This window comes from Nocardia yamanashiensis NBRC 100130, assembly GCF_001613325.1.
GTDB classification, from domain to species: Bacteria; Actinomycetota; Actinomycetes; order Mycobacteriales; family Mycobacteriaceae; genus Nocardia; species Nocardia yamanashiensis.
Genome location: NZ_BDCD01000022.1, coordinates 90199 through 106692, shown reverse-complemented (window position 1 = coordinate 106692; position 16494 = coordinate 90199). Strand labels below are relative to the sequence as shown.

At 68.9% G+C, this 16494-nt stretch carries 14 protein-coding genes and 1 tRNA gene; 1 reads left to right on the top strand and 14 read right to left on the bottom strand.

Going from position 1 to position 16494, the window contains the following annotated elements; all coding sequences use genetic code 11:
• Positions 1–89 precede the first annotated feature (89 nt).
• From NY1_RS26005 to NY1_RS25960, 10 genes are all read right to left on the bottom strand, one after another.
• A complete protein-coding gene (locus NY1_RS26005) occupies positions 90–695 on the bottom strand; it encodes a YcnI family protein (RefSeq protein ID WP_067718633.1) in 606 nt (201 codons plus the stop codon).
• Between the two features lie 76 nt (positions 696–771).
• Positions 772–2205 carry a PLP-dependent cysteine synthase family protein gene (locus tag NY1_RS26000; protein ID WP_067718630.1) on the bottom strand — a complete coding sequence of 478 codons (1434 nt, stop codon included), beginning with the start codon at positions 2203–2205 and terminating at the stop codon, positions 772–774.
• On the bottom strand, positions 2202–3044 hold the full coding sequence (locus NY1_RS25995) for an ABC transporter ATP-binding protein (protein WP_084535344.1): 843 nt from the start codon (positions 3042–3044) through the stop codon (positions 2202–2204). Before NY1_RS25995 ends, NY1_RS26000 begins: the two co-directional genes overlap by 4 nt.
• Positions 3038–4060, bottom strand: coding sequence for an ABC transporter permease (locus NY1_RS25990; protein ID WP_067718627.1), 1023 nt, complete (start codon positions 4058–4060; stop codon positions 3038–3040). Before NY1_RS25990 ends, NY1_RS25995 begins: the two co-directional genes overlap by 7 nt.
• Positions 4054–5178 carry an ABC transporter substrate-binding protein gene (locus NY1_RS25985; RefSeq protein ID WP_084535343.1) on the bottom strand — a complete coding sequence of 375 codons (1125 nt, stop codon included), beginning with the start codon at positions 5176–5178 and terminating at the stop codon, positions 4054–4056. The genes NY1_RS25990 and NY1_RS25985 overlap by 7 nt, the downstream gene beginning before the upstream one ends.
• A gap of 287 nt (positions 5179–5465) precedes the next feature.
• Positions 5466–5541 (bottom strand) — tRNA-Thr (locus NY1_RS25980).
• 62 nt (positions 5542–5603) lie between these two features.
• Positions 5604–6818, bottom strand: a complete 1215-nt coding sequence (locus tag NY1_RS25975; RefSeq protein ID WP_067719024.1) for a DNA polymerase III subunit delta' — start codon at positions 6816–6818, stop codon at positions 5604–5606.
• An 85-nt stretch (positions 6819–6903) separates the two neighbouring features.
• The gene (locus NY1_RS25970; protein WP_067718625.1) at positions 6904–7407 is read right to left on the bottom strand and encodes a DinB family protein; all 504 of its coding nucleotides are present in this window, start codon (positions 7405–7407) and stop codon (positions 6904–6906) included.
• A gap of 125 nt (positions 7408–7532) precedes the next feature.
• Positions 7533–10463 carry a type I DNA topoisomerase gene (gene topA / locus NY1_RS25965; RefSeq protein WP_067718622.1) on the bottom strand — a complete coding sequence of 977 codons (2931 nt, stop codon included), beginning with the start codon at positions 10461–10463 and terminating at the stop codon, positions 7533–7535.
• A gap of 243 nt (positions 10464–10706) precedes the next feature.
• Entirely contained in the window at positions 10707–10910 is a 204-nt protein-coding gene (locus tag NY1_RS25960) for a cold-shock protein (protein ID WP_029925108.1), read from the bottom strand.
• Between the two features lie 434 nt (positions 10911–11344).
• Between NY1_RS25960 and NY1_RS25955 the strand changes: the two genes are divergently transcribed.
• On the top strand, positions 11345–13741 hold the full coding sequence (locus tag NY1_RS25955) for a DEAD/DEAH box helicase (RefSeq protein ID WP_067718619.1): 2397 nt from the start codon (positions 11345–11347) through the stop codon (positions 13739–13741).
• 347 nt (positions 13742–14088) lie between these two features.
• Here NY1_RS25955 and NY1_RS25950 read toward each other — a convergent pair whose 3' ends face one another.
• The 4 genes from NY1_RS25950 to NY1_RS25935 all read right to left on the bottom strand — a co-directional run bounded on the left by NY1_RS25950 (position 14089) and on the right by NY1_RS25935 (position 16110).
• Positions 14089–14433 carry an Rv3654c family TadE-like protein gene (locus NY1_RS25950; RefSeq protein ID WP_067719021.1) on the bottom strand — a complete coding sequence of 115 codons (345 nt, stop codon included), beginning with the start codon at positions 14431–14433 and terminating at the stop codon, positions 14089–14091.
• Between the two features lie 103 nt (positions 14434–14536).
• The gene (locus NY1_RS25945; RefSeq protein ID WP_067718617.1) at positions 14537–14914 is read right to left on the bottom strand and encodes a TadE family type IV pilus minor pilin; all 378 of its coding nucleotides are present in this window, start codon (positions 14912–14914) and stop codon (positions 14537–14539) included.
• A complete protein-coding gene (locus NY1_RS25940) occupies positions 14911–15120 on the bottom strand; it encodes a DUF4244 domain-containing protein (protein WP_067719019.1) in 210 nt (69 codons plus the stop codon). Before NY1_RS25940 ends, NY1_RS25945 begins: the two co-directional genes overlap by 4 nt.
• Positions 15121–15504: 384 nt before the next feature.
• The gene (locus NY1_RS25935) at positions 15505–16110 is read right to left on the bottom strand and encodes a type II secretion system F family protein (RefSeq protein WP_067718614.1); all 606 of its coding nucleotides are present in this window, start codon (positions 16108–16110) and stop codon (positions 15505–15507) included.
• Between the last annotated feature and the right edge of the window lie 384 nt (positions 16111–16494).

The following is a 16494-nucleotide window of genomic DNA, read 5'->3' as shown; positions in this document are numbered from 1 at the left end:
GGGGCGTCGAGCCGCGCGCGCAGCGGGTTGGCCGATACGAGTGTGCAGAGCTCCGGTCCGGTACGCCGAGTCGGTGGTAGCGGTTGAGGTCATTCCGGCTTGGAACCGCGCAGTCGCGGAGCGACCGACGAAGCCAGTGCGCCGGCCGATATCGCGAGCGCCAGCCCGGCCAGCCAGATCGATGCGGACGAATCATTGTGCACAGCAGCTGTTTCCGGTGCCGCAGCGGACTTGCCATGGCCGTCGCCGTGGGCCGCGGACAACTTCAGGATCGGGGCGGGCTTGTCGGGCGTGGTGCCGTCGGCGGATCGTTCGATCCACGAAACCACGCTGCCGTCGCTGTAGGTCTGCACGGCCGGGAAGACCAGCTCGTTCACATGCGGCAGCGGACCGATCTGCAGCCGGAACTCGGTGAACTCGCCGGGGCCGATCGCATTGCCGTCCCGGGCCGTGAAGGTCACTCCCGCAACGTATTCCGAGACCTTGCCGCCGTGGCCGTTGTCCACGGGCGTGGCCAGGGTGGCGCGGCGCGCCACGGCCGTCCAGCCCGGCGTGGCTTCGGTGCGCACCACCGCCAGCGGATTGTCCTGCGGCAGCGACACTTCCACCTTGACCGTGCCCGCAGTGGCGGATTCGTTGGGCACTCGGACCGTCAGCACGGTGAAACCACCCGGGGTGGCATCGGCGGCGCTCACCCCGACGTGCGCGGCCGCAGCCCGGGCGCCGCCAGCGTCAGCAGCGCGGCGCCGGCGGCGGCCCAGCGAAGGAATCTCACCGCGTCACTTCCTTTTCCGACTCGGTGATGGCGCGGGCCGCGGCGGTGAGCACCGAGATGTCGACCAGCGCGATGCCCCGCCCCTCGTGCACGATCACCACCGGCCCGTGCTGCCCGGCCAGCCGTTCGGCCGCCCCGAGCACCGATTCGGTGAGTCCGGACAGTGGCAACGGCGCATCCGCGTAATCGGTCACCGGCGCATCGCCCGGCGCGCCGATCAGATCGGAAGCGGTGACGGACCCGATGATCTCGGCCACCACCGCCGGCCCGGAAGTGGTGCGCTGCAGGACGATCGGCAAGGTGCGATCGTCGCCGAGCAAGGCCCGCGCCTGTGCCACCGTGGCCTGCGATCCCACCGATTCCGCCTCCGCACCGCGGTCGAGGTAGCTGAGCACCTCACCCACCGTGCGATCGGTCGCCGGGGTGGCGAGCGGGAAACCCAGCGTCCCCAGCCAGGCGTCGCTGTAGTACTTCGACAGGTAGGCCCGGCCGGAATCCGGGGCGATCACCACGACCACGTCGTCCGGGCCGAGTTCGCGCGCGATCCGCAGGCCCGCCGCGATGGCCGTGCCGGAGGATCCGCCCAGCAGCAGCCCCTCCTCGCGGGCCAGCCGGTGCAGCAGCCCGATCGACTCCACATCGGGAACGCTCTCGATCCGGTCCACCACCTCCCGGTGATACGACTCCGGCCACAGGTCCTCCTCGGTCTGCGGATGCCGGAAGTGCCCGACCGCTTCGACGTACCAGATCCGCCCGTCCCCACCGCCGTACACCGAGGTCTGCGGATCCGCGCCGATCACCCGCACGGCGCCGCCCGAGGCTTCCTTGAGGAATTCGCCGGTACCGGAAATCGTGCCGCCGGTGCCGATCCCGGCCACGAAATGCGTGATCCGCCCGCCGGTCTGGGCCCAGATCTCGGGCCCGGTGGTGGCCTTGTGCGCGGCCGGATTGGCGGGATTGTCGTACTGCCCGGCGAACCAGGCCCCGGGAATCTCCTCCACCAATCGCAATGCCACACTGCGCAAATGCTCCGGATGCCCGACCGGCCGCAGCCCGGGCGTCACATGCACCTCCGCGCCGTGCGCCCGCAGCAGCGCCTTCTTCTCCTCGCTCACCTTGTCCGGCACCACCACGACGGCCCGGTATCCGCGCGCCGCCGCCAGCGCGGTCAGCCCGAGCCCGGTATTACCGGAGCTGGCCTCCACCACGGTGCCGCCCGGCCCCAGTTCGCCGGATTCCTCGGCCGCGCGCAGCATCCACAGCGCGGCCCGGTCTTTCACGCTGCCACCGGGATTCAGGTATTCCAGCTTCACGTACACGGTGGCCCGGATGTCATCGGTCACCCGGTTCAGTCGTACCAGCGGTGTATGGCCGACGGCGTCGGCGAACGAGTCGTACACGCCCGCGGCGGACGCGGAGATTGCGGTCATGCGGCAGCCCTGCCTGTCTCGCCGAGCGCGGTGAAGAGCTCTCGGCGCAATCGGAGAAATTCTGGATGGTCGTGATCACGCGGGCGCGGCAGGTCGACGGCCAAGTCCCGCACCACTTTTCCGGGCCGCGGCGTGAACACCACCACGCGGTCGGCCAGGCGCAGCGCCTCGTCGACATCGTGGGTGACCAGCACCGCGGTGAAGCGGTCGCGCTGCCACAGCCGGGAGATCTCGGTCTGCAGCGTGGCGCGGGTGAGCGCGTCGAGCTTGCCGAGCGGTTCGTCGAGCAGGAACAAGCGTGGCCGATTCACCAGGGCGCGCGCCAGTGCCACGCGTTGCGCCATACCGCCGGACAGGTGCGCCGGGTAGGAATCCCGAAAGCCGGTCAGACCGACCAGTTCCAGCGCTTCGGCGACCCGATCCCGCTCCGCGCCCAGGCTGCCCCGCGCCTGCGGTCCGAGCGCCACATTCTGTTCGACGGTCCGCCACGGGAAGAGCGTCGGATCCTGGAACATCAAGGCACGATGCGGATCCGGGCCCGCGATGAGCTCGCCGCCGGCGCGCACCACGCCCCGCGACGGCCTGTCCAATCCGGCGAGCAGCCGTAGCAGTGTCGACTTCCCGCACCCGGACGGCCCCAGCAGCGCCACGAACTGACCCGGCTCGATGCGCAGCGACACGTCGGTGAGTACCCGCAGCCGCCCCAATTCCTGCGCCCGGGTCGGCACCGGCGCGGGCCGCCCCAGGGCGCGGTCCAGCAGCGTGCGCCGGCGCGCCCCGGCCACCGCGAACTGATGCGAGACGCCTTCGATATCGACCGCGAGGCCCTCGGTCACCATCGCACCAGATCCTTCTGCCAGTCCAGGGCGCGGTTCCGCAACCGGAACAACCCCAGAATCAACAATCGGCAGACCACGATCATGATCACGATCGCCGCGTACATGCGCGGATACGCCGCCCAGCCCTTGGTCCACTGGATGTACCAGCCGAGCCCGTTCTTCACGCCCAGCAGTTCCGCCACCGCCAGCGCCGCCAGCGAAGCGCCGAGGCCCATGAACAAGCCGGTGAAAATGCTCGGCAGCGCGCCCGGCACCGCGACCCGCCAGATCAGGAATCGATTCGACGCGCCGAGGGTCTGTGCCACATCGAAATAGCCGCGCCCGACGCCCGCGATCCCGGCCCGGGTGAGCACCGCGACCGGGAACCACACCCCGAACGCCACCATGAACACGCTGCCCAGGTAGGTGGTCGGGAACAGCACGAACACCAGCGGCAGAATGGTGGCCGGCGGTACCGGGCCGAGCGTCTGCAGGATCGGATTCGCCCAGTAGGAAACCGCTTTCGACCAACCGGTCGCGATTCCGGTGGCGAGTCCGGCCACCGCGCCGATGCTGAATCCGATCAACAGCAACAGCAGCGAATGCCAGGTGCTCGACGCCAGCAGCCCGGCATCGTCGTAGAAGGCCAGCAGCATCTGCTGCGGCGAGGCGAAATGCGGCGGCTGCAACCAGCCGGTCTTGGCGGTGGTCCACTCCCACACCAGCACCCAGGCCGCCACCACCGCGATCCACGGCGTCCAATGCCGCAGCCGGACCGTCGCGGGAGCACTGCGGTAGGCGAGGATCGCCCAGCCGGTGAGCGCGATCGTCCACGCGCCGAACAGGATTCCCGCCGCACGCGGAGACGCCGCCGTCAGTTCGTCCGGCACCAGCAGGGTGACCGCCGCGGTCAGCACCCACAGCGACCAGCCGAGCACGAACCCGGGCGTCGGCGGATACCGCCGCGCGCCAGGCGCTTTCGCCGGGGCCGCGCCCGCTTCCGGTGTGACGACCGCGGCGGGCGCGGTCGTCACCATGTCAATCCCAGATCCACGTACACCTTGTCGGCGAGCACCCGGGCCTCGGTCTTGCGGTCCAGGTACCCGGTCTTGGCGAATTTCTCGATCCCCGGCGTGATCTCGGTCTTCAACCGCGCCGCCGACGGGTTGTAGCCGTAGGTCTGCAGAATCGATTCGATGACCGGCTGCTCGGCGGCCACATACTTGTGCTCCGCCTCGATGGCGGCGGTGCGCGCCAGATTCGCGCCCACCCAGCGGCTGCCCTCGGCCCACGCGGTGACCAAGGCCCGCGCGGTATCCGGGTCCTCGCGCAGCAGACGGCCGTTGACCGCGGTCGCGCAGCAGTACAGCTGCCGGTTCGCGCCCGTCGCGTTATTGGTGAGCTCGCGCGCCTTGCCCCGCAATGTCGGCAGCAGCGCGTTCGGGTCGCTCCCGGCCACCGCCGCGATCTCGCCACGCGCGAGCGCGTCCCCGAGCTGATCCCCCGGGAACACCCGCCATTCCACGTCCTGACTCGGGTTGATCCCGGCGTCCAGCAGATCCACCGAGAAGAACGACATGGCCGAATCGCCGATGGCCGCCACGCCGATCGTCTTGTTCCGCAGCTCCGCAATGGATTTGATCGAGCTGTCCGGCGGCACGATGATCCGCAGGCAGCCTTCGTGCAGCCCCGCCGCCAGCTTGGCGTCGATCCCCTGCTCGATCGGCTTCAGCCAGGAGAAGAAGATGCCGGGCGCGGCATCCAGCTTCCCCGCCCCGACCGCGTCCTTGATCTCATCGGCCCCGGTCTTGACCACCTCGACCTGCAATCCGTGCTTCTCGAAGATGCCGGTGTGCAGGGCCGCGAACAGCGGCGCCTCGCACACGCCGCCGCCGAAACCGATCTTCAAGGCCCGATGCACCGGCCCCGACCCCGGCGTCCGCCGCGTGGTCAGCCAGGCCGCCAGTCCGCCGCCGGCCACCACCGCGGCCGCGATCCCGGCCCCGGCGAACAACTTCCGGCGCGACAGCGCCGGCACATCCAAATCCGCGGGCGCCGCCAGATCCTCGGATTCGTCGTCCTCGGGCACCGTCGCGGCCGGTACCGCCACCGGCTCCTGGACCTCGTCCTGCGCGTGCTCGTTCTCACCGGCCACGGTGCGGCTCCCTCCAGATTTCGCCGCACCTCGCCATCGTCATCCGATACCCGGGCGGCTTTCCTCCCGGCCGATCCGCCGGGTCGCAATGCCGCCAGATTCGCAAAACCGAGCCCGCCCGAACAGATTTCGCCTCACCACGAACACAAGTCGCCGCCCACCGACCCCCGATCGCTGCGGCGGACCAGCCGAATCCAGCACGCCGCGAGCCGAATACATCGCGGTGCCGGGCCCTGAAACCAGAAAACCCATCCGCCCGCGAATCCGCAGGCGGATGGGATATTTGATGGAGCCGCCTGGGGGAATCGAACCCCCGACCTTTTCATTACGAGTGAAGCGCTCTACCGACTGAGCTAAGGCGGCGTGCCTTCCGGCGCTGCGAGTCTATCGTCTCGGGCCCGGATCACGAAAACGGGTGGTCGGGCTCACGCGGAGCGGGCGGCGATGAGGGTGGCGGCCATGGCGGCTACCGCGAAGCGGGGCTTCACGTTGGTTTCCAGGGCGTCGCGGCAGTCGAGGACCGCCTGGATGGAGCGGAGCAGGCCCTCGGGGCGGACGTCGGTGGCGAGTTCGCGGATCTGGTCGGCCATATCGGGGTGGGTGAGGGTGACCCCGGATTTGGCGTCGGCGGTGGCGGCGCCGAAGCGGACGGCCAGGGCATCGCGGTAGAGGCCCGCGACGTCGATGAGGGCGCGGTCGAGGGCGTCGCGGCCGGTGCGGGTGGCGCGTGACTTCTGGCGTTTCTCCAGGTCTTTGAGGGCTCCGGCGGAGCCGCGGGTGGCCCCGGCGGTGCCTTTGCCGGTTCCGCCGGCGCCGAGGGCGGTCGCGAGTTCGTCGCGTTCCTTCTCGTCGCGTTCGGCGCTCATCTGCTTGGCCTCGTCGTCGGCCGATTTCACCAGTGCGTCGGCCGCGGCGTAGGCGGCCGCGGGGCGGGCGGTGGCGGTGACCAGGGCCAGTGCGCGTTTGCGCCGGGAGCGGGCCTCCTCGTCGGTGGCCAGGCGGCGCGCCCGGCCGACGTGCCCGCCGCTGACCGCGGCCGCCCAGTTCGCGACCTGCTCGGAGAGCCCGTCGCGTTCCCGCAGCACCTGGGCGATGGACGCCACCGACGGCGTGGCCAGATGCACGTGGCGGCAGCGCGAGCGCAGGGTGATCGAAATGTCCTCGGGGTCGACCGAGGGCGCGCAGAGCAGGAAGACCGTGCGCTCCGGCGGTTCTTCGACCACCTTGAGCAGTACGTTTCCGGCGGCTTCGGTCAAACGGTCGGCGTCCTCGACGACGACCACCTGCCAGCGCCCGGTGCTCGGCCGCCGCGAGGCGACCTGCACGATCTCGCGCATCTCCTTGGTGCCGATGCTCAAACCCTCCGGCACCACCCGGCGCACGTCACCGTGGGTGCCGGCCATGGTGGTGGTGCAGGCGTGGCATTTTCCGCACCCGGGCGTACCCGGGTCCGTGCACTGCAGAGCCGCCGCGAAGCACAGCGCCGCCACCGATCGCCCCGATCCGGGCGGCCCGGTGAACAACCACGAATGCGTCATTGCCGACGAGGACCCCGCGCCATCGCGCGCGGCCACCGCGGCAGCGGTCAGTTCGGACTCGACCGCACCTTGGCCGACCAGCCGATCGAAGACACCCGCCACGTCGTACACCCTAGCCGCCCGCACCGACAGCCCGGCTCAGCCCATCCGCATACCGCGCGGGCCGGACGACCGGTTTCCTCGGGTGTCAGGCGCGCTGGTAGGTGGTGTTCGCGCCGTCGAGGGATTCGCGAATGATGTCGGCGTGCCCCGAGTGGTGCGAGATCTCACGCAGGATGTGCAGCAGGATGAAACGCGCTGTCCACCACATCCGTTCGGGCGACCAGGGCGCGGTCGGGATCGGAATGGATTCGTCGAGGCTGTCCAGCCCGCGGATGAGTTCGGTGGTCCGCGCGATCACCGTCTCCCATTCGGCCAGCAGCCCTTCCAGGGTCTCGTCCGGACCCATCCGGTATTCGGTGTCCATCCCGGACACATCGAATTCGGCGTTCTCGTCCCGATCGACGATGACCTGCGTCCAATGCCGTTCGGTATTGATGACGTGGTGCAGCAGTCCGCCCAGGGTCAGCTCGCTGACGGTGCTGCGCTGCCGGGCCTGATCTTCGTCCAGCCCACGCAGGGTGATGCGGAAGATCTCGCGCTGTTCGGCGAGCAGGTCGATCAGATCCTCGCGGCTCCGGTCCACTGTCATCGAATACCCTTCCGCTGATGCGTGTTCCGGAGTACACGCTACGGCAGCGGACCGACAGAGAAAAGCCACTTCAGACCGATTGGTACGGTCCGAAGTGACCCCAATTCTCCGGGCATCGCCCCAGTTCAGGACTTGGCGGCCGCCGTCTTGGCCGCGGTCTTCTTGGCGGCCACCTTCTTCGCGGCGGCCTTCTTGGTCGTGACCCCATCGGCGGTCTTGGCGGCGGCCTTCTTCGCGGCCGCCTTCTTGACCACCGTCTTGGCCACGGCCTTCTTGGCCGGCGCCTTCTTCGCGGTCTTCTTGGCCGCCTTCTTCACCGGCCCACGCGCCCGCCGATCCGCCAGCAGCTCCGAGGCCCGCGCATCGGTGATCGACTCGACCTCGTCGCCCTTGCGCAGGCTGGCATTGGTCTCGCCGTCGGTGACGTACGGCCCGAACCGGCCGTCCTTGATCACCATCGGCTTCTCCGACACCGGATCCACACCCAGCTCACGCAGCGGCGCGGCACTGGCCGCCTGCCCGCCGCGACGCTTGGGCTCGGCGTAGATCTTCAGCGCCTCCTCGAGGGTCACCGAGAAGATCTGATCCTCACCGGCCAGCGACCGGGAATCCGTACCCTTCTTCAGATACGGCCCGTACCGGCCGTTCTGTGCGGTGATCTCGTCACCCGAAGTCGGATCCACGCCCACCACGCGCGGCAGCGACAGCAGCTTCAGCGCGTCGTCGAGCGTGATCGAGGCCAGGTCCATCGACTTGAACAGCGACCCGGTGCGCGGCTTGGGCGCGGTCGCCTTCTTGGCCGACTTCTTCGCCTCCGGCTCCTCGGCCGGCTCGGGCAGGATCTCGGTCACGTACGGACCGAAACGCCCTTCCTTGGCGACGATTTCGTGCCCCGACACCGGATCCACGCCCAGCGAGCGACCTTCCTGCGGCGTCGAGAACAGCTTCTCGGCCACCTCGGGCGTCAGCTCGTCCGGCGGCAGATCGTCGGGCAGGTTCGCCCGCTGCGAGACCGGATCCCCTTGCGGGTCATCGGGATTGGCGATCATGCGCTCCAGGTACGGCCCGAACTTGCCGACCCGGACCACCACATCGCGACCCTCTTCATCGCTGAACAGCTTGATGGAGTTGACTTCTCGCGCATCGATCCCGTCGAGATTGTCACCCACCATGCGCTTCAGGCCGCCCGAGCGCGCCACCGAACCCTCGGCGCCGTGCTCGCCGCCGAAGTAGAAGCTGGACAACCAGTTTCCGCGCTGCTCGCGGCCACCGGCGATGGCGTCGAGATCGTCCTCCATGGCCGCGGTGAAGTCGAAGTCCACCAGCCGCCCGAAGTGCGCCTCCAGCAGCCCGACCACCGCGAACGCCACCCACGACGGGACCAGCGCGCTACCGCGCTTGTACACGTATCCGCGATCGAGAATGGTCTTGATGATCGAGGCGTAGGTGGACGGACGGCCGATGCCGAGCTCTTCCAGCGCCTTGATCAGCGAGGCTTCCGTGAACCGCGCGGGCGGATTGGTGGTGTGCCCGTCCGGCAGCAGCTCGATGGCCGTCACGCCCTGACCCTCGGTCAGCGCGGGCAGGCGCGATTCGGCGTCGTCGGACTGGCCGCCCGCCTCCTCGTCCACGCTCTCCACGTAGGCCTTCAGGAAGCCCGCGAAGGTGATGGTCCGGCCGGAGGTCGAAAAGACGCATTCCTCACCGGTATTCGCGACGCCGGTGACCCGCACGGTCATGGTGGTGCCGCGCGCATCGGCCATCTGCGAGGCCACGGTGCGCTGCCAGATCAGTTCGTACAGGCGGAATTCGTCATTGTCGACCCGCGAGTGCACCTGGCCGGGCGTCATGAAGGTGTCGCCCGAGGGACGGATCGCCTCGTGCGCCTCCTGCGCGTTCTTGACCTTGCGGGTGTACTGCCGCGGCGTCGGGCTCACGTACTCCGCGCCGTACAGCTGCGTGGCCTGCGCCCGCGCCGCCTGAATCGCGGTGTCCGACAAGGTGGTCGAGTCGGTACGCATATAGGTGATGTAGCCGTTTTCGTACAGCCGCTGCGCCACCCGCATGGTGCGCTCGGAGGTGAAGCGCAGTTTCCGCGCCGCCTCCTGCTGCAGGGTCGAGGTCATGAACGGCGCGTACGGTTTCCGGGTGTACGGCTTGGACTCGACCGAGGTGACCGCGAGGTCCACCCCGTGCAGCGATTCCGACAGCCGCTGCGCGTACCCGGCGTCCAGCACCACGACACCCGAGGACTTCAGCTGACCATCGGCCCCGAAATCCCGGCCGCTCGCCACCCGCGCGCCGTCGACCGCCACCAGGCGCGCCCCGAAAACGCTCGGATTCCCGCCCTCCTGGGCGCCGGCGTCCAGCTTGGCCGCGATATCCCAGTACTCGGCGGACCGGAACGCCATGCGCTCGCGCTCGCGCTGCACGATGACGCGCGTCGCCACCGACTGCACGCGGCCCGCCGACAGCCGCGGCATGACCTTCTTCCACAGCACCGGCGAAACTTCGTAACCGTAGAGCCGGTCCAGGATGCGCCGCGTCTCCTGCGCATCGACCAAATCCTTGTCGAGTTCGCGCGTGTCGGCCGCCGCGGCCTGGATGGCCGACTCGGTGATCTCGTGGAACACCATGCGCCGGACCGGCACCTTGGGCTTCAGCGTCTCCAGCAGATGCCACGCGATGGCCTCGCCCTCGCGGTCGGGGTCGGTGGCGAGGTAGAGCTCGTCGGCGTCGGCGAGCAAGCTCTTGAGCTCACTGACCTTGGCCTTCTTATCCGGGCTCACCACATAGATGGCTTCGAAATCGTTATCGACGTCGACGCCCAGGCGCGCCCACTGCTGTCCTTTGTATTTGGCCGGCACGTCCGCCGCACCGCGCGGCAGGTCCCGGATATGCCCCACCGAGGCCTCCACGGTGTACCCGCGGCCCAGGTAGGGAGCGATCTTGCGGGCCTTCGTCGGCGACTCGACGATGACGAGACGACGCAGGGGACGGCCCTGGTCGGGCGCTGCCTGGGAGTTCGGCGCTGCACCGCGGTCTCGTGTTGCCACCGGCGAACACACCTTTCGTCTCGATCCGCGGGGCGCGGCGGGCGCGCGATACGCGGCTTGGGGCAAGCGGCTGCGACTACATATATCGCTGCCAGCAACGTTTATACCGTGTTCAAGAGCTGCACTCGCTGTGCAGCGACGATGTCGCCCCGGGTCGTGATCGAGTGTAATGGGTCCGGATATGGGTCGTCCCCCACCGCCTGGGAGGCGATGGGGGACGGATACCTGTGGGTAGGCCCGCTATCAGAGCGCGCGAACACCAGTGGCCTGCGGGCCCTTGGTGCCCTGGCCGACCTCGAACTCGACCTTCTGGTTCTCCTCGAGAGTGCGGAAGCCCGAACCCTGGATCTCGGAGTAGTGGACGAAGACGTCAGCGGACCCGTCCTCGGGCGCGATGAAGCCGAACCCCTTCTCCGCGTTGAACCACTTCACAGTTCCCTGTGCCATTCTGTTCCTTCTCTTTCCATACCGGAACGGCGGACAAGTAGGTTCATCCACCGGGTCCGTTCCGACCGCTGTACTCTGTTCCCCCTGCAGGAAAGCACCCAGTACACCGTTCGCAACATCGATCCTGCTGATGGTTTGGACTTTGGATCCGTCCCTCGAACACAGAAGCTTGCGACCAGGACCCACTTAACCATGTCTCCGCTCAATTCAACAGCCGAGTTACCCACAATTTGCAAAAAAGTTGATCTTGCGAATGCGCAGGTGAGGGGCACAATGCCCAAATCCGTACTTGAAGTAGGTTTGCTTCCCGATAACAGAGCGAGCATCCGGCAAACTGGGTGTGAGGCGGGTCGCTACTCGGTAGTGAAATGGCAGGTAGAGCGTCGGACGTACACACCGTTCGCAGCGCGCGGGCGTGTCGCGGCAACGGTTCGATGAAAGGAACCGAGCCGACAAGCCCGGACGGCCACGGAAGCGAAACGAGCTACGGTCAATCGTTGCTGAATCGTGTCCTAAATGGCTTCGGAAACGGTGACCCCCGCCTCACCCATATAGCTGAGCTACCGGCGCGCGCCGCCCAGGTCACGAATTGGCCCGAATGGATATCGCCCGAGGTCATCAGCGCAGTTCAGAGTATCGGCGTCGAGCGGCCGTGGAGTCATCAGAGCGCGACGGCGGACCTGGCTTACCGGGGGCGACACGTCGTGGTGTCCACCGGAACGGCGTCCGGCAAGTCCCTGGCCTATCAATTACCGGTACTCACCACGCTGCAACAGGATCCGCGGGCAACCGCGCTGTACCTCTCGCCGACCAAGGCGCTGGGGGCCGATCAATTGCGCATGGCCTGCGAGCTGACCGGGGCGGATGCGCTGCGCGGTATTCAGCCGGCGTCCTACGACGGCGATACCCCGGCCGAGATCCGGCAATGGGTACGCGCCAATGCCCGTTGGGTTTTCACCAATCCCGACATGCTGCATCTGGGCGTCCTGCAATCGCATCAGCGGTGGGCGCGGCTGTTCCGGCAATTGAAGTACGTGGTGGTCGACGAATGTCATACCTACCGGGGCGTATTCGGCTCGCACGTGGCCCTGGTACTGCGCCGGCTGCGGCGGATCGCGCAGCGGTACGGGGCCGATCCGGTCTTCGTGCTGTGCTCGGCGACCACGGCGGAACCGGCCGATACCGCCTCCCGACTGATCGGCGCGCCGTGTGCGGCGGTCACCGAGGACGGGTCGCCGCAGGGGTCGCGGACGGTCGGATTATGGGAGCCGCCGCTCATCGGGGCGGGCGTGACCGGGGAAAACGGTGCGGCGCTCCGGCGTTCGGCCGGGGCCGAGGCCGCGCAGGTGATGGCGGAACTGGTGGCCGAAGGAGCGCGGACGCTGACCTTCGTACGGTCCCGGCGCGGGGCCGAACTCATCGCGATGGACACCCGGCGGCTGCTCGCCGATGTGGACGCCACGCTGCCGGAACGGGTCGCGGCGTATCGGGCCGGATATCTCGCGGAGGACCGGCGGGCGCTGGAAACGGCCCTGTCGGAAGGGTCCTTATTGGGCGCGGCCACGACGAACGCGCTGGAACTGGGCGTGGACATCGCCGGGCTGGATGCCGTGGTGGTGGCCGGATATCCGGGGACGGTGGCCTCGTTCTGGCAGCAGGCCGGGCGGGCCGGGCGGCGCACGCAGGGGTCGTTGGTGCTGCTCATCGCCCGTGACGACCCCCTGGACACGTATTTGGTGCACCATCCCGAAGCGCTGCTCGGGCGGCCGCTGGAAGCCAGCATCACCGACCCGCACAACCCGTACGTGCTGGCGCCGCATCTGCTCTGCGCGGCCATGGAACAGCCGCTCACCGATGCCGAAGTGCACGGGTTCGAGGCCTGGGAACTGCTCGCCGACCTGGCCGAACAGGGGTTGATCCGGCGGCGGGACGGGGTGGCGCGGGACGGCGGGGCGCGCTGGTTCGTGACCGCCGAATCACATCCGCACGATGCCGTGGACGTGCGCGGCGGAATCGGCTCGGCGGTCGCCGTGGTGGACGGCGAGACCGGGCGGATGCTCGGCACCACCGACGCCGGGCGCGCGCCCGCCACCCTGCACGTGGGGGCTGTGCACCTGCATCAGGGCGAGAGTTTCGTGGTCGACGCGCTGGACCTGGAGGAAGGCGTGGCGCTCGTGCACGCCGAGACGCCGGGCTGGACCACCAGCGCGCGGGCGGTCACCACCATCGAGCTCGGCGAAGTCACCGACCATCGCGTATACGGGCCGGTCACAACCGCATTCGCGCACGTGCTGGTGACCCGGCAGGTGATCGGCTACCTGCGCCGGCTGCCCAGCGGCGAGGTACTGGACATGGTGTCGCTCGACCTGCCGCCGCAGACGCTGCCGACCCGGGCCGTGCTCTATACGGTCACGCCCGACCTGCTGGAACGCGCCGGGATCGACGCCAAGCGGGCGGCCGGGGCGCTGCATGCCGCCGAACACGCCGCCATCGGCATGTTGCCGCTGGTCGCGACCTGTGATCGGTGGGATATCGGCGGCGTGTCGACCGCGGCACATCCCGATACCGGGCTGCCCACGGTGTTCGTCTACGACGGGCATCCGGGCGGGGCCGGGTTCGCCGAGCGGGGCTTCGGGCGGCTGCGGCACTGGCTGGGCGCGACCCTGGCGGCCATCGAATCGTGCGTCTGCGCGGGTGGGTGCCCGTCCTGCGTACAGTCGCCGAAGTGCGGAAACGGCAATAATCCGCTGGACAAGGCGGGGGCGGTGCGGCTGCTGACCGCGGTGCTGGCCGAACTCGGGCTCGATGACGGGGACGCCGTCGAACCGTGACCTGACCGGGGCTGGGCCGAGACCGGACCGCCATCAGGCCGTCCGGTCTGTCCGAGTCAACTGGGTGGTATCGGACACGGTCCGAGAGGCCCGGGCCGAGTCCCGCACGGCGTGGCCCATAGCCGAATAAAAAGGGATGTGATCCTGTTAACTGGAGGGTTGCTCCGTTCGATAATGTCGCTGGTGCATTTACCTGTGCATTCTTTCCGAACCGTCTTACGGAGCGAATGCGAAAGTGATCGATACCCAATCCATTCGACTCGCACTTTCATCGAATTTCGACATTGATCACCCCGGCGTGTGGGCCACGCCATCACATTTCTAACCAACCGCTCGGTACGAGATTGTTACCTTTGTTCGCGCAACTCCCAATCCGCCGGTCCCGCGCGAGCGACGCCGTACACCACTCGCACGCCGAGTGGTCCGAGTGACACTCGCCCTTCCGTAGTGACCGTCACATCCCAATCCGCCGGCACGCACTCGACCAATCGCCCGCCCATCCGCCGCACGATGTCCGAGGCCTTCGCGCATCCGGCGGACCCGCCGCCGGCCAATCCGCCCGCCGCGGCCAGCGCACCCAGATCCGCCGCGGCCTGCATCCGGTGCCGGGCGACGACGGCCACCCCGATCTGCGCCATCGACACCGTGACCGCGAGCACGGCCAGCAGCGCCAGGCACGTGGTGATCGTCACGCCCCCGGTATCGGAACCGAACCTCGCACCGTGACGAGCCCGGAGTGTCGCCGCCCAGCGCGCGCCGGCGGCCTCGAGCCGCGCCGGCCACACGCCTGCGCGCCTATCCACCCCGCTCCCTCGACTCGTCACCGCTCAGCCCCGGCTCCCGAGCGGCCACAGCTTCCGCCCGCAAGGTGATCGGCAGCATCGGCGCGGAAACACTGACCGTGGCGACCACCAGCTCACCGTCCGCCCGCACCCCGACGGCCGCCCCGGGCGGCGCGACCCGCCTCGCGATCATTACCGCCCGCTCGGTTTCCCCGCGCGCCGTCAATCGCGCCGCCTCCCGGGCGGCATCGACACAGCGCACCTGTGCCGATGCCGTCAACAACGCGCCGACACACAACACCAGCACCGTGACCAGAGCGGCAAGCGCGATCGCCGCCTCCACGGTCGCCAGCCCGGCCTCGTCCCCCAGCCCGCGCCCAGCCGCCCTCACCCCACCGAAGTCTTCAACGCCTTGTCGATGATCTTGGTCAAGGCATTGACGATGCTGTCCCCGGTCACCACCGCGTACAACACCGCCCCGAACGCCGCAGCCGCAATAGTCCCGATCGCATACTCCGCCGTACTCATCCCCTCCTCTCCCACCGCCGCCTCCACCAGCCGCCCCCGCAGCCACCACCCCAACTCCCGCACAGTCATCCCCACACTCATCCCTTCTCTCGGTCCAACGCGGCAGTCCCGCGCCGGCACAGCCATTCCGACAGCCGCCCCACCTCGTGATCCAGCAGAGCCGTCCCTCACAGACACAGTCGTTCCGACAGGAGATCCCTCCTGCAGTCCGGCACAGGCCTCCCGCACGGGCACAGTCGTTCCATCGAGCAACCCCTCTCGTGGTCCAGCGCAGCCGTCCTGCGCTGACACAGTCGTACCGATGGGCGACCTTTCTCGTGGTTCGGCACAGCCGTCTCGCACCCGCACCGACATCCACTCGAATTCGCCCACCTCCACCCGGCAGTCGTTGCCCGGCAGCGTGATCCGTGGCCGCTGGCCCGGCCGATCGCCGCTTGTCCGCCTCGTCGCAGGTCACAGCAAACCTCCGCCCAATACTCGGCCCGCGAGCCCGATCACCACCGGCACGATGCCCAGGCACACGAAGGCCGGTAGAAAGCACAGGCCCAGGGGACCGGCTACCAGTACCCCGGCTCGTTCCGCGCGCGCCGCTGCGGCGTCCTCGGCCTCGGCGCGCTTCCGTTCCGCCAATTCGGTTACCGCGGCGGCCAATCCGGCTCCGGAGCGAGCGGACCGTCGCGCCATTCGGGCCAGCGCGGCCGCTGTCTCATCCGCACGCCCGGCCGCCGCCTGCTCCCATGCCGCCACGGGATCGGCTCCCAAGGACAGCAGATCCGCCGCCCGCCGTAGTACCGACCGCAGTGGTTCCGGAGCCGCCGGAGCGACTGCGGCGGCAGCGGTCGCCGCCGGCAGACCGGATCTCAGACAGGCCGCGAAAAGATCGAGCGCACCGGCGCCGGCCAGCGGATCGTGAGCCGGTCGCGCGGATCGTCCACTCGCCCCGGGCTTCTGCCTCGGCGCTTGCCGCAGTCTCCGTAACCGCCGTACCGCCCCGTCCCGCCCGGGGAGAAGCAGCAGAGCGAGCGCGCAGCACAGTGCCGATATCGAAAGGGCGCTCATTGCAACGCCTTTGTGCGCTGATGGGCCGCGATCGACAGGTCCACGGCACCGACGACGCAGGTCCACGCGGTCAGGGTCATCGCCGGCCTCTGTTCCGGAGGATGGCAGCAGCCCACACGAGCGATCCGAGCGGTGACGCACTCGGCATCGGCAGTCCGATCAGTTCGTCGCTCCGCAACCATAGGTCACGGCCGTCGGTCGCGCAATACTGCCCACCGGAACCGGATGCGCCGGAAGCCGCTGTGCTCCTGAGCATTCGCCCGCGAGCACGACCGCGATCCAGCAGCACACCGGGCACCCGACCGAAACGATGCGACGAGCCGTCCTGACACGCCAGGTTCGCCTTCACCGAATTGCCTTGCCCTGACACCGAACAGCGGCCTG

Coding starts and splice junctions, on each gene's coding strand:
- NY1_RS26000 (WP_067718630.1), bottom strand. CDS start 2,205: ATGACCGCAATCTCCGCGTCCGCCGCGGGCGTGTACGACTCGTTCGCC.
- NY1_RS25995 (WP_084535344.1), bottom strand. CDS start 3,044: ATGGTGACCGAGGGCCTCGCGGTCGATATCGAAGGCGTCTCGCATCAG.
- NY1_RS25990 (WP_067718627.1), bottom strand. CDS start 4,060: ATGGTGACGACCGCGCCCGCCGCGGTCGTCACACCGGAAGCGGGCGCG.
- NY1_RS25970 (WP_067718625.1), bottom strand. CDS start 7,407: ATGACAGTGGACCGGAGCCGCGAGGATCTGATCGACCTGCTCGCCGAA.
- NY1_RS25960 (WP_029925108.1), bottom strand. CDS start 10,910: ATGGCACAGGGAACTGTGAAGTGGTTCAACGCGGAGAAGGGGTTCGGC.
- NY1_RS25955 (WP_067718619.1), top strand. CDS start 11,345: ATGAAAGGAACCGAGCCGACAAGCCCGGACGGCCACGGAAGCGAAACG.
- NY1_RS25940 (WP_067719019.1), bottom strand. CDS start 15,120: ATGACTGTGCGGGAGTTGGGGTGGTGGCTGCGGGGGCGGCTGGTGGAG.
- NY1_RS25935 (WP_067718614.1), bottom strand. CDS start 16,110: ATGAGCGCCCTTTCGATATCGGCACTGTGCTGCGCGCTCGCTCTGCTG.